Below are 12,914 nucleotides of genomic sequence, written 5' to 3'. Positions count from 1 at the left end.
GGTGTAACCCTGAAGTATAGCCGCCGGGAGCCACGATCAATGCCCACGCAGGTCGCGCGGACGGAAGCCCATCGCCACCATCGCAAGCAGATAGGTCAGCCCGCCACCGCCGACCAGCAGGCCGAGCGCGCCGATCCGTTCCCACACGCCCATCGACGAGAAGCCCGGCAGCCAGTACAGCAGGGCCAGCAGCATGCCGACCATTGCCGTGCACGCCAGCAGCAGGCGCAGCAGGTAGCCGCCCCAGCCCGGGCGCCGCTGGTAGACATCGGTCTTGCCCAGCCAGTACCAGAGCAGCCCCAGGTTCAGGTAACTGGACAACGCGCTGGCAATGCCCAGCGCCAGGTGCAGGCCGGGCTGCTTGCCCAGCGCCGCCATCACCCCCTGCGCCTTCAGCTCGTCGGGCACCATCACCTGGTACAGCACCGCCAGCAGGGCGAAGTTGAACACCATGTTGGCCACCAACGCAGCGACGCCGGCGCGCACCGGCGTCCTGGTGTCCTGACGCGCGTAGAACGCCGGCAGCACCACCTTCAGCAGCGCGAACGCCGGCAGGCCGAAGCTCAGGCCGTACACCGACAGCGCCGTCATGCGGGTGTCGAAGGCGGTGAACTGGCCGTGCTGGAAGATCGTGGAGATCAGCGGTTCGGCCAGCAGCAGCAGGCCCAGCATCGCCGGCACCGAGATCAGCAGGGTCATGCGCAGGCCCCAGTCCAGCGAGCGCGAGAAGCCTTCGCGGTCGGTGCTGACGTGGTGCCGTGCCAGCGCCGGCAGGATCACCGTGCCCAGGGCCACGCCGAACACGCCCAGCGGCAGTTCCAGGAAGCGATCGGCCAGCGACAGCCAGGACTGCGAACCGTCGGTCAGCTTGGCGGCGATGACGGTGTCCAGCAGCAGGTTGATCTGCGCCACCGACGAGCCGAACAGGGTCGGCACCATCAGCGTCATCACCTTGCGCACGCCCGGATGGTTCCAGCCCCAGCGCGGCAGGGTCAGCAGGTCGATGCCCTTCAACGAAGGCAGCTGGAACAGCAGCTGCAGCAGGCCGGCGGCCAGCACCGCCCAGCCCAGGGCGAGGATCTGCTTTTCCGGGGTGCCACCCAGCCGCGGCGCCAGCCACAGTGCGCCGGCGATCATGCACAGGTTGAGGATGACCGGGGTCAGCGCCGGCATCGCGAAGCGCTGGAAACTGTTCAGCGCACCGCCGGCCAGGGCGGTCAGCGAGACGAACAGCAGGAACGGGAAGGTCAGGCGGAACAGGTCTATCAGCAGGCCCTGCTTGGCCGGGTCGGTGTCCACGCCACTGGAGAAGACCGAGGCCAGCTGCGGGGCGAAGATCAGCGCCAGCGCGGTGACCAGCATAAGCACCCCGCCCAGGGTGCCGGCGGTGCGGGCCATCAGTTCACGCAGCTCGGCGTGGCTGCGGGTTTCCTTCACCTCGGTGAACACCGGCACGAATGCGGTGGCAAAGGAACCCTCGGCGAACAGCCGGCGCAGGAAATTGGGTATCCTGAAGGCGACCCAGAAAGCATCGGTGATGGCGTTGGTGCCGAAGGTCGAGGTCACCACCTGGTCCCGGACCAGGCCGAGAACCCGCGAGACCATGGTCATGCTGCTGAACGACAGCAGGCCCCGCAACATCTTGGGTGAACTCACTCAACGTCCCTCTTGACAATCGACTTGACGTACATTTCTTACGCCATCATACTAGCTAGCTTGCTGTTCCCATAACACCGATTTTTCAGGAAACCACCACCGTGGCCAATATCAAGTCCGCCAAGAAGCGCGCCAAGCAGACCGTCGTGCGCAACGCGCGCAACGTGGCTCAGCGCTCGATGCTGCGCACCGCTGTCAAGAAAGTGATCAAGGCGCTGGACGCCAACGATGCCGCCGGCGCCCAAGCCGCCTTCGCCGTTGCCCAGCCGATCCTGGATCGTTTCAGCGCGCGTGGCCTGATCCACAAGAACAAGGCTGCTCGCCACAAGAGCCGCCTGAACGACCGCATCAAGGCCCTCCAGGCCGCCTGATCCGGTTGGTTGCTGGAGCCCCGGCTCCGGCAGCACGCAAAAGCCCGGCCTCGGCCGGGTTTTTTTGTTGCCTGCAATCCGGCAGTGCCCGCCGCCGGCCGGCACTAGCCATGTACAAAAAAACCCGGCCGAAGCCGGGTTTTTCGCGGGAACCACAACGGCATTACTGCGCGTTGCGCGCCGCCTCGAGCTCGTCTTCCTTCTGGCGATCGAAGAACGCCATGATCCGGCTCATGATCGGGAAGGTGCCCTCGCGACCCAGTGCCGACACCAGGAACCACGGCTCCTTCCAGCCCAGCTCGGCGACGATCTTCTCGGCAGCAGCCTTGGCCTCGTCCTCGAACATCAGGTCGGCCTTGTTCAGCACCAGCCAGCGCGGCTTGGCCAGCAGCTCAGGATCGTGCTTTTCCAGTTCGCGCTCGATGGCACGCACCTGCTCGACCGGCGACACACCTTCCACACCACCTTCCATCGGCGAGATGTCGACGAGGTGCAGCAGCAGGCGGGTGCGCTGCAGGTGGCGCAGGAACTGCGCCCCCAGGCCCGCACCGTCGGCGGCACCTTCGATCAGGCCCGGGATATCGGCGATCACGAAGCTGCGGTAGTTCTCCACCTTCACCACACCCAGGTTCGGGTACAGCGTGGTGAACGGGTAATCGGCCACCTTCGGCGTTGCCGCAGAGACGGCGCGGATCAGGGTGCTCTTGCCGGCGTTGGGGAAGCCCAGCAGGCCGACATCGGCCAGCAGCTTCAACTCCAGCTTAAGCGTGCGCTCCTCACCCGGCTCACCCGGCAGCGCCTGGCGCGGCGAGCGGTTGGTGGAGCTCTTGAAATGCATGTTGCCCAGGCCGCCGCGGCCGCCCTTGGCCACCAGCAGGCGATCACCATGCTGGGTCAGGTCGCCGATGATTTCATCGGTGGCCACGTTGATGATGACGGTACCGACCGGCACGGTGATGACCAGGTCTTCGCCACCCTTGCCATAGGCCTGGCGGCCCATGCCGTTCTCGCCGCGCTGCGCCTTGAAGATGCGGTCATGGCGGAAGTCGACCAGGGTGTTGAGATTTTCGTCGGCGCGGATCCACACGCTGCCGCCCGCACCGCCGTCGCCGCCGTCCGGGCCGCCGAGCGGAATGAACTTCTCGCGACGGAAGCCAATGCAGCCGTTGCCGCCGTTGCCGGCGAACACTTCGATTTCTGCTTCGTCTACCAGTTTCATTGTTTCGATGCCTGCGATGGGCGCGGCATGTACGCCGCCACCTTGATGTAGTGCCGGCCGCTGGCCGACAACCGGGCGATGCCCGTTTTACCATTGATTCCAACGAAAAGCCCCGCCGAAGCGGGGCTCTTCATGCAGCGAGCTCTTCATCCAGCACGGCCATGCCGAGGCATGGGCGCCGGACGCAGCCTTGTCAGGCTTCGACCGAGACGACGCTGACGGTGCGACGCTTCTTCGGGCCCTTCACCGAGAACTCCACCTTGCCGTCCGTCAGGGCGAACAGGGTGTGGTCACGGCCGAGGCCGACGCCGGTACCCGGGTGGAACTGGGTACCGCGCTGACGCACGATGATGTTGCCGGCTTCGATGGCCTGGCCGCCGAAGATCTTGACGCCGAGGTACTTCGGGTTGGAGTCGCGACCGTTGCGCGAAGAGCCTACGCCTTTTTTATGTGCCATGACCTATCTCCTTACTTGCTGCCACCGGCAATGCCGGTGATCTCGATTTCGGTGTAGTACTGACGGTGACCCTGGCGCTTCATGTGGTGCTTGCGGCGACGGAACTTGATGATCCGGACCTTGTCGGCACGACCCTGGGACAGGACGGTGGCGGTGACCGCAGCGCCGCTCAGGGCGTCGCCGATCTTGATGCCATCGCTGTCGCCGAGCAGCAGGATGTTGTCGAACTTGATCTCGCTGCCGACGTCGGCTTCGAGCTTTTCAATGCGGAGCTTTTCGCCCTGCGCCACGCGGTATTGCTTACCGCCGGTGACCAGTACTGCGTACATGACCAGACTTCCTCTGTAGTTATTGTGGTCTATGGACTGCCGCCGTCGAGGGCGGACAGGAGCGGAATTGTACGTGGACCACCGTGGACGGGTCAAGTCAACCCCTGAACGGCTCTGGCGGCCGGGCCGGAACGGGGTCAGATCCCTTTTCATAGCGTGAAAAGGGATCTGACCCCTGCCTGACAGGCGGTCTCACCGGGTGAGACACCGGGCTGGCATTGTCGCCCATTGCCCCCATCTGGTCACCTCGGTAGGCTGACCGATTGCCGCCCTATCGCTGGCCCGGCGGCCCAGCCACGCCCCCACAACCGGATTCCCCATGGCGATGGATTTCATCCGCATCCGCGGCGCGCGGACGCACAACCTCAAGAACATCGACCTCGACCTGCCCCGCGACAAACTGATCGTGATCACCGGCCTTTCCGGCTCGGGCAAGTCGTCGCTGGCGTTTGACACCATCTATGCCGAGGGTCAGCGGCGTTACGTCGAGTCCCTGTCGGCGTACGCGCGGCAGTTCCTGAGCGTGATGGAAAAGCCGGACCTGGACCACATCGAAGGCCTGTCGCCGGCGATCTCGATCGAGCAGAAGTCGACCTCGCACAACCCGCGCTCGACGGTCGGCACCATCACCGAGATCTACGACTACCTGCGCCTGCTGTATGCGCGCGTCGGCACGCCGCGTTGCCCCGACCACGGCTATCCGCTGGAGGCGCAGACGGTCAGCCAGATGGTCGACCATATGCTGACGCTGGACCCGGAACAACGCTACATGCTGCTGGCGCCGGTGATCCGCGACCGCAAGGGCGAGCACGCGCAGGTGTTCGACCAGTTGCGCGCGCAGGGCTTCGTGCGTGTACGCGTGGATGGCGAACTGTACGAAATCGATGCGGTGCCGCCGCTGGCACTGCGCCAGAAGCACACCATCGAAGCGGTGATCGATCGCTTCCGCCCGCGCGAAGACATCAAGCAGCGCCTGGCCGAGAGCTTCGAAACCGCCCTGAAGCTGGGTGATGGCATGGCGTCGGTGCAGTCGCTGGACGATGCCGCTGCGACCCCTACCCTGTTCTCGTCCAAGTATTCCTGCCCGGTCTGCGACTACTCGCTGCCGGAACTGGAGCCGCGCCTGTTCTCGTTCAACGCACCGATGGGCGCCTGCCCCGGCTGCGATGGGCTGGGCATGGCCGAGTTCTTCGACCCCTCGCGCGTGGTCGTGCATCCGGAGCTGTCGCTGGCGGCCGGTGCCGTGCGTGGCTGGGATCGCCGCAACGCCTATTACTTCCAGCTGATCGCCTCGCTGGCCAAGCACTACAGGTTCGACGTCGACGCGGCGTGGAACTCGCTGCCGGCCAAGGTGCAGCAGGCCGTTCTGTACGGCAGCGGCGAGGACGCGATCACCTTCACCTACTTCACCGAGGCCGGTGGCCGCACCCAGCGCAAGCATCGCTTCGAAGGCATCATTCCCAACCTGGAACGCCGCTACAAGGAAACCGAATCGGCGGCGGTGCAGGAAGAACTGGGCAAGTACATCAGCGAGCATGCCTGCCCCGAGTGCAATGGCGCACGCCTGAACAAGGCCGCGCGCAACGTGTTCGTGGCCGACCGCCCGCTGCCGGAACTGGTGGTGCTGCCGATCGACGAAGCGCTGAAGTTCTTCAGTACCCTGAGCCTGCCGGGCTGGCGCGGCGAGATCGCCGCGAAGATCGTCAAGGAGATCGGTGAACGCCTCGGCTTCCTGGTCGACGTAGGCCTGGATTACCTGACCCTGGAGCGCAAGGCCGACACCCTGTCCGGTGGCGAGGCGCAGCGTATCCGCCTGGCCAGCCAGATCGGTGCCGGCCTGGTGGGCGTGATGTACGTGCTCGATGAGCCGTCCATCGGCCTGCACCAGCGCGACAACGAGCGTCTGCTGGGCACCCTCACCCGCCTGCGCGACCTTGGCAACACGGTGATCGTGGTCGAGCACGACGAAGATGCGATCCGCCTGGCCGACTACGTGCTGGACATCGGTCCGGGTGCGGGCGTACACGGCGGTGAGATCGTCGGCCAGGGCAGCCTGCAGGACATCCTCGATGCGCCGCGCTCTTTGACCGGCCAGTACCTGTCGGGCAAGCGTGCGATCGAGATCCCGGCGCGCCGGCACAAGCCGAACCCGAAGATGACGCTGCACCTGCGTGGCGCCACCGGCAACAACCTCAAGGGCGTGGACCTGGCCATTCCGGCCGGGCTGCTGACCTGCGTGACCGGCGTGTCCGGCTCGGGCAAGTCGACCCTGATCAACGACACCCTGTTCTCGCTGGCCGCCAACGAGATCAACGGCGCCTCGCATCCGATCGCGCCGTACAAGGAGATCGACGGCCTGGATCTGTTCGACAAGGTGGTGGACATCGACCAGTCGCCGATCGGCCGCACCCCGCGTTCGAATCCGGCCACCTACACCGGCCTGTTCACTCCCCTGCGCGAACTGTTCGCACAGGTGCCCGAAGCGCGCGCGCGCGGCTATTCGCCAGGCCGTTTCAGCTTCAACGTGCGTGGCGGCCGCTGCGAGGCCTGCCAGGGCGACGGCCTGATCAAGGTCGAGATGCACTTCCTGCCGGACGTGTACGTGCCGTGCGACGTCTGCCATGGCAAGCGCTACAACCGCGAAACGCTGGAGATCCTGTACAAGGGCTTCAACATCAACGACGTGCTGGAAATGACCGTCGAAGATGCGTTGAAGCTGTTCGAGCCGGTACCGTCCATCGCCCGCAAGCTGGAGACCCTGGTCGATGTCGGCCTGAGCTACATCAAGCTGGGGCAGAGCGCGACCACGCTGTCCGGTGGTGAAGCGCAGCGCGTGAAGCTGTCCAAGGAACTGTCGCGCCGCGATACGGGCCGCACCCTGTACATCCTCGACGAGCCGACCACCGGCCTGCACTTCCACGATATCGAGGCGCTGCTCGGCGTGCTGCACAAGCTGCGCGACGAGGGCAACACGGTGGTGGTGATCGAGCACAACCTGGACGTTATCAAGACCGCGGACTGGATCGTCGACCTGGGTCCGGAAGGCGGTCATCGCGGCGGCACCATCCTGGTGACCGGTACGCCGGAAGACGTGGCCGCATGCCCGGCTTCGTACACCGGGCAGTTCCTCGCCCGGATGCTGCCGTCCACTACTGCGCGACCGGACCAGCCCGCCGCCGTGGCCAACAAGCCCGATGCGCGCCCGCCGCGCAAGGTCAAGCCGGAAAAGCCGGCAAAGAAGGCGGCTGCCGCCAAGAGCACCGGCAAGGCCAGCAAGACCGCCACGGCCGGCACCAAGAAGAAGAAGGACGCCTGATGAGCAGCGAACACAAGATCCTGGCCCGCATTCCGATCAGCGTGCGCTGGCGTGACATGGACAGCATGGGGCACGTCAACAACGCCAAGTACATCTCCTACCTGGAAGAGGCGCGCGTGCGCTGGATGCTGGGCGTGGAAGGCGTGTCGATGACCGACCGCATCGCACCGGTGGTGGCCGCCACCAACGTCAACTACCGGCTGCCGATCGTGTGGCCCAACGACATCCTGGTCGAGCTGTTCGTCGAACGCCTGGGCAACAGCAGCGTGACCATCGGCCATCGCATCGTCGACCAGCAGGACGAGTCGAGGCTGTATTCGGACGGCAACGTGGTGGTGGTCTGGATGGACACGCAGACCGGCAGGAGCGCGCCGCTGCCGGACGCGATCCGCAGCGCGTCGAGCTGACACATCTGGTAGATGCCGACCTTGGTCGGCACCGGCCCGCCGGGCATGGCCCGGCGCTACCGTTCCACATCAAAGGACTGACATGATCCACCAGACCGAACTGCGCGACCTGCTGCCCGGCATGGTCCCCTTCCCCGCCGACGTATTCCCGGCTGACCAGGCCTGGCTTGGCCAGCACCTGTTGCCGCTGCTGAAGATCGACCTCGGCGTGCTGCGCCCGGAACTGGCCGGCAGCGTGGCCACGATGCTGTGCCCGATCGAACCCTACGACGGCTGCATCGGTGAAACCACCGAAGAACACCACAACGCGTTCACCGGCACCAACTGGATCGCCTTTGAACTGACCAGCGACAACCGCATGCGTTTCCTCGGCGATGAGGGCTACTTCATCGGTGACCAGGTGCAGGACAAGGACGCGCTGGAGCACATCGCTGAGATGCGCGGGAGCTACAACAAGGCACGTGCGTACTTCCAGCAGCATGGACGCCTGGCCAGCTATTCGCGCTATGGCGACGGCGAGCCCGGCGAGCAGGCGTACCTCGATGTGCTGGGTGGGCAGATCTCGACCGGCAACTGGATCGAAACCGCAGAGATTCCGGCCGCCTTCGCACTGGCGTTCACCGAGGCTGCCGACGACCGGCATGCGCCGGACGATGCCGAGCACGCGATCATCACCCGCGATGGCCACAAGTTCTTCGCCGTGGCCGAAGTGGCCGGCTACAACTGGTGCGCGACCGGTGCCGATGCGATCGTGATGCTGTACGAGCCGGAAAGCCGCACGGTGCTGTTCTCGTACGACTGGTCGTAAGCCCCACCGCGCTGCGCGCTCGCCGGGCATGGCCCGGCGCTACCGATTAAGCTCCACTGCGCTGCGCGCTCGCCGGGCATGGCCCGGCGCTACCGGCGTCGATTCGGTGGTGATGCCTGGGTAGCGCCGGGCCATGCCCGGCGGAACGAGCGCCGCGTTACGGCGCGGCCTTGCGCACCATCAGGGCCGTGCTGACTTCGGTGCCCCCCTCCAGTTGCACCTGCAGCCACACGGGCTGCCCCTCCTCCAATACGCGCCTGCCGTCCATCAACATCAGGTGCAGGCCGCCGGGCTTGAGCACGGCGCGTTCGCCCGGCGCCAATGGCAGGCGCTCGACAGGACGCATGCGGCTGACCCCGTCGACGATCCGGGTCTCGTGCAACGACACATCACCGAAACCCGCACTGCGCGCACCGATGATGGTTACCGCGGTGGAGCAGCCGTTGCGGATCACGCCATATCCCGCAGTCATGGGCGACGCCGTCGGGCTGGGCGGCAGACGTACCCAGCCCTGCGAGACGGTGACGCACTCCGGCACAGCGGCCGCCGCCGATGCTGCGCCCGCACACATCATCAACAGTACGCCAACGAATGGTTTGGTTATCATCGCCCAGGTTCCTTCTTTGCAACGAGACCCGCAGCATGACGACGCTCATCGAGGTGATCAACCATGGCTCCATCCGCGAGCTGCGGCTGGCGCGGCCGCCGGTCAATGCACTGGACACCGAGCTGTGCCGGCAGTTGATCCATGCCATCGAACTGGCGATGGCCGAAGACGCGCACGGCATCGTGCTGTCCGGCAGCGAGCGCATCTTCACCGGCGGCATGGACGTGCCGCACCTGCTCTCGCACGGCGATGACAAGCACAAGCTGCTGGACACCTGGAACGCGTTCTTCGGCGCGGTACGCACGCTGGCCGAGAGCCGCATCCCGGTGGTTGCGGCGATCACCGGCCATGCACCGGCGGGCGGCTGCGTGCTGGCCCTGTGCTGCGACTACCGGGTGATGGCACGCAGTGCCGATCCGGCGCGCCCGTATGCCATCGGCCTGAACGAAGTGCAGGTCGGCCTGATCGCACCGGAAGGCATCCAGCGCCTGTTGCGCCGTGCCGTGGGCGCGCACCGCTCCAGCGTGCTGCTGGCCACCGGCGCGCTGGTACCGGCCGAACAGGCGCTGCAGATCGGCCTGGTCGACGAACTGGTGGATGGCGAACTGGTGGCGGCCCGTGCGGTGGCCTGGCTGCAGGACCTGCTGAAGCAGCCGCGGCAGCCGATGCTGCTGACCCGTGCCATCGCCCGCGCCGAGCTGCACGACGCCCTGCATCCGGACCTGATCCAGCTCGACCGCTTCGTCGAGGCCTGGTTCGCCCCGGATGCGCAGAACGCACTGCAGGCACTGGCGGCGCGTCTCGGCAAGTAAACGTAGTGCCGGCCGCTGGCCGGCAGCCTGGCGATCCGTCCGGGACGCCTGCGGATGCCGGCCAGCGGCCGGCACTACCGAAGATGGGGCATCCGGCCTACACCGGTATAATCGACCCCTCTTTCATCGCTGTGGCCGCCCCCTTGAACGACCTGCCCGAACCCGTCGTCTCCGAGCTGATCGATCTGCTCACCCTGGAGCGGCTGGAGGACAACCTGTTCCGCGGCCAGAGCCGCGACATCGGTACCAAGTACGTGTTCGGCGGGCAGGTGCTGGGCCAGGCCCTGGCGGCCGCCCAGGCCACGGTCGACAATGGTCGCCATGTGCACTCGCTGCATGCCTATTTCCTCCGCGCCGGCAACATCGACCATCCGATCGTCTACGACGTCGACCGCACCCGCGACGGTGGCAGCTTCTCGGTGCGCCGGGTGACCGCCATCCAGCATGGCAAGGTGATCTTCTTCTGCGCGGCCTCGTTCCAGCAGGCCGAATCCGGTGCCGAGCACCAGCACAAGATGCCCGAAGTGCCGCAACCGGAAGACATCGAACCGAACCGGCCGTTGCCGGCGGAGGTGCTTGAGCGCCTGCCGATCAAGGTGCAGCGCTGGCTGTCGCGCGGCGGTCCGTTCGAGTTCCGCCATGTGTATCCCCGCGATGAACTGAACCCGCCCAAGCGCCCGCCCTACCACCAGGTCTGGCTGCGCCTGAGCGAACGCGTGGGCGATGCTCCCGAGCTGCACCAGGCGCTGCTGGCCTACGCGTCGGACTTCCACCTGCTGGGCACGGCGACCTTCCCGCACGGCATCAGCTACTACCATCCGCACGTGCAGATGGCCTCGCTGGACCACGCGATCTGGTTCCACCGCCCGTTCCGCGCCGACGATTGGCTGCTGTACTCGCTGGACAGCCCCAGCGCGCAGGATTCGCGCGGCCTGGCCCGCGGCCAGTTCTTCACCCGTGATGGCGTGCTGGTGGCCAGCACCGCCCAGGAAGGCCTGATCCGCGTGGTTCCGGACCAGGCAGCAGCGGCCGCCGTGCCGGCCAAGGATTGACCGATGCGTCAGATTTTCAGCAGCCAGCGCGTGGAAACCGTGGAAGGCGTGGCCGAGCTCCTGCGCAGCCACGACATCCAGGTGAAGGTCACCAACGGGCGCTCGTACAAGACCCGCCGGCGTGGCCAGTTCAGCTATACCGATCTGGGCAATGCCAGTGCCTACCCGGCAGTGTGGATCGTGCGGGCCGACGACCAGCCACGTGCGCGCGAAATCCTGCGCGAGGCGCGCCTGCTCGACACCACCCGCCGTGACCACCCGACCGCTGAGTTCGCCTTTCGCGATGATGTGCAGGGCAGTACCGGCGGTCGTGGCTGGGCCTGGCGCATCCGCATCGCCCTGCTGGTGGTGATCGCCGGGGTGGCGCTGGTGATCGGCCTGCGCCATCGCGGCGCCCCTGCCCCCGCGACCCCGGTGCCCGCCCCGCAGGCTCAGCCGCAGCAAGCACAGCCGACCGCACCGGCACCGCCGGAAGAAGAGGAAGTGCGGGTCCGCATCCAGCCGTCCACGTAACGCGCAGGTAGCGCCGGGCCACGCCCGGCGAGCGCAGCGGCGTGACAGAAACGCCGCCGGGCATGGCCCGGCGCTGCCGGGACGCGAACCGGTCACATCGGGCACGCGGCTCCGTCATGGGACACAATCCCTGCAGGAGCCCGCCGCCATGACGACCTTCGCCGCAAGCATCGACGAAACCCTGGAACGCGAACTGCCGGCCGCCAGCAGCGGTTGCCAGCATGCCTATGGCCGCATCGTGCTGGCCTGCCAGAACACGGTCACCGCCATCGCCCTGGCCATCACCGGCGACCGCCAGGCCAGCGAGGACATCGCCCAGGAAGCCTTCGTGAAGGGCTGGCAGCAACTTCACCAGCTGCGCAGCGCGACCAGCTTCCTGCCCTGGCTGCGACAGATCACCCGCAACCTCGCCCGTGACTGGCTGCGCGCACAACGTGGCCGACCGCTGAGCGGCGAGGCTGCCGAAGTGGCGTTGACCATGGCTGCCGACCCGACCCCGGGCGTGGCCGATCGCCTGCAGCGGCTGGAAGAGGAGATCGCCGCCGAGAACATCATCTCTGCCCTGCCCGCCGACAGCCGCGAAGTGCTCCTGCTGTATTACCGCGAGGGCCAGCATTCGCAGCAGGTCGCCGACCTGCTCGGGCTGAGCGACGCGGCAGTACGCAAGCGCCTGTCACGTGCCCGTGCGCAGGTGCGCGAGGGCCTGCTGCAGCGCTTCGGCGAATTCGCACGCAGCAGCGCGCCCAGTGCTGCGTTCGCAACGACAGTGGTGTCGATGGTGATGATCGCCGCGCCCGGCACCGCCAGCGCGGCGATCCTGCTGGGAACCGGCGTCGGCGTGGGTGGCAGCAAGCTCGGCCTCGGTGGCGCCAGCGCTGCCGGCGGCACCGCGCTCGGCTCGTTGACCGCCACGCTGGGCCAGCTGCAGATGCTGCCTGCCTCAAGCTGGGCCGCGATCATCGGGGGCGTCGTCGGCGGCGCGCTCGGCAGCTATCTCGGCGGCCGTTTCCTGCTGTCCTACGCAGAGACCGGTGCCGAGCAGGTCCAGGTCCGCCGCTTCGTCAACCTCAGCACCGGCACCAGCCTGGGCTGGTGCATGGCCATCCTGTTCACCGTGCTGCTGCAGGCGCCGATGTGGACGCAGCTGCTGGTGCTGGCACTGGGCTTGATCGTGGTCAACTACCAGTGCCTGGTGACACTGCGCCGCATCATGGCGCCGCTGCTCGCACGTGATGCAGCCCGGCGTGGGCGTCACGGGATCAACTGGAAGTACGAATCCATGTACGGCCTGACCGGCATGATGGCGGTGAACCTGATGGTCATCGGTGCCCTGGCCTACACGATGACGCAAAGCGGCCGCCTGTAAC

Annotated in this window: 14 protein-coding genes; 8 read left to right on the top strand and 6 right to left on the bottom strand. The window is 66.6% G+C overall.

The features are described from left to right. Positions 1-36: 36 nt before the first annotated feature. Positions 37-1,641, bottom strand: a complete 1,605-nt coding sequence (murJ, locus tag LMF57_RS05720; RefSeq protein WP_117309807.1) for a murein biosynthesis integral membrane protein MurJ — start codon at positions 1,639-1,641, stop codon at positions 37-39. A gap of 116 nt (positions 1,642-1,757) precedes the next feature. On the opposite strand from murJ, the gene rpsT reads away from it, so the two are divergent. Then, the gene (gene rpsT / locus LMF57_RS05715; RefSeq protein WP_025873851.1) at positions 1,758-2,027 is read left to right on the top strand and encodes a 30S ribosomal protein S20; all 270 of its coding nucleotides are present in this window, start codon (positions 1,758-1,760) and stop codon (positions 2,025-2,027) included. A 163-nt stretch (positions 2,028-2,190) separates the two neighbouring features. Here rpsT and obgE read toward each other — a convergent pair whose 3' ends face one another. Genes obgE through rplU form a run of 4 tightly spaced genes read right to left on the bottom strand, consistent with a single transcriptional unit; the run spans position 2,191 to position 4,032 of the window. Next, complete coding sequence (gene obgE, locus LMF57_RS05710) at positions 2,191-3,246, bottom strand: GTPase ObgE (RefSeq protein WP_032975970.1); 1,056 nt, start codon at positions 3,244-3,246, stop codon at positions 2,191-2,193. Further along, positions 3,243-3,380, bottom strand: coding sequence for a hypothetical protein (locus tag LMF57_RS05705; protein WP_208082730.1), 138 nt, complete (start codon positions 3,378-3,380; stop codon positions 3,243-3,245). Before LMF57_RS05705 ends, obgE begins: the two co-directional genes overlap by 4 nt. 59 nt (positions 3,381-3,439) lie before the next feature. Further along, entirely contained in the window at positions 3,440-3,703 is a 264-nt protein-coding gene (gene rpmA, locus LMF57_RS05700) for a 50S ribosomal protein L27 (protein WP_049467623.1), read from the bottom strand. Between the two features lie 11 nt (positions 3,704-3,714). Then, complete coding sequence (gene rplU / locus LMF57_RS05695) at positions 3,715-4,032, bottom strand: 50S ribosomal protein L21 (protein ID WP_093817644.1); 318 nt, start codon at positions 4,030-4,032, stop codon at positions 3,715-3,717. A gap of 319 nt (positions 4,033-4,351) precedes the next feature. On the opposite strand from rplU, the gene uvrA reads away from it, so the two are divergent. The 3 genes from uvrA to LMF57_RS05680 all read left to right on the top strand — a co-directional run bounded on the left by uvrA (position 4,352) and on the right by LMF57_RS05680 (position 8,563). Then, positions 4,352-7,348 (top strand): excinuclease ABC subunit UvrA, encoded by a 2,997-nt coding sequence (gene uvrA / locus LMF57_RS05690; RefSeq protein ID WP_208082115.1) that lies wholly within the window; start codon positions 4,352-4,354, stop codon positions 7,346-7,348. Next, complete coding sequence (locus LMF57_RS05685) at positions 7,348-7,755, top strand: thioesterase family protein (RefSeq protein ID WP_229291062.1); 408 nt, start codon at positions 7,348-7,350, stop codon at positions 7,753-7,755. Before uvrA ends, LMF57_RS05685 begins: the two co-directional genes overlap by 1 nt. Before the next feature lie 82 nt (positions 7,756-7,837). Then, entirely contained in the window at positions 7,838-8,563 is a 726-nt protein-coding gene (locus LMF57_RS05680; RefSeq protein ID WP_229291061.1) for an enolase, read from the top strand. Between the two features lie 157 nt (positions 8,564-8,720). Here the strand turns inward: LMF57_RS05680 and LMF57_RS05675 are convergent, their stop codons facing one another. After that, the gene (locus LMF57_RS05675; protein ID WP_229291060.1) at positions 8,721-9,170 is read right to left on the bottom strand and encodes a copper chaperone PCu(A)C; all 450 of its coding nucleotides are present in this window, start codon (positions 9,168-9,170) and stop codon (positions 8,721-8,723) included. Positions 9,171-9,205: 35 nt separating this feature from the next. Between LMF57_RS05675 and LMF57_RS05670 the strand changes: the two genes are divergently transcribed. From LMF57_RS05670 to LMF57_RS05655, 4 genes are all read left to right on the top strand, one after another. Then, positions 9,206-9,982 carry an enoyl-CoA hydratase/isomerase family protein gene (locus tag LMF57_RS05670; protein WP_229291059.1) on the top strand — a complete coding sequence of 259 codons (777 nt, stop codon included), beginning with the start codon at positions 9,206-9,208 and terminating at the stop codon, positions 9,980-9,982. 143 nt (positions 9,983-10,125) lie between these two features. Further along, entirely contained in the window at positions 10,126-11,034 is a 909-nt protein-coding gene (gene tesB / locus LMF57_RS05665) for an acyl-CoA thioesterase II (protein ID WP_229291058.1), read from the top strand. Between the two features lie 3 nt (positions 11,035-11,037). Then, positions 11,038-11,547 carry a pathogenicity-like protein gene (locus LMF57_RS05660; RefSeq protein WP_117309802.1) on the top strand — a complete coding sequence of 170 codons (510 nt, stop codon included), beginning with the start codon at positions 11,038-11,040 and terminating at the stop codon, positions 11,545-11,547. A gap of 148 nt (positions 11,548-11,695) precedes the next feature. Further along, positions 11,696-12,913, top strand: a complete 1,218-nt coding sequence (locus LMF57_RS05655) for an RNA polymerase sigma factor (RefSeq protein WP_229291057.1) — start codon at positions 11,696-11,698, stop codon at positions 12,911-12,913. Position 12,914 lies beyond the last annotated feature (1 nt).

Source organism: Stenotrophomonas sp. SI-NJAU-1, from assembly GCF_020883215.1.
Classification (GTDB): domain Bacteria; phylum Pseudomonadota; class Gammaproteobacteria; order Xanthomonadales; family Xanthomonadaceae; genus Stenotrophomonas; species Stenotrophomonas indicatrix.
Note: the sequence above shows the minus strand (reverse complement) of the source record. Positions and strands in the feature narration are given on the sequence as shown.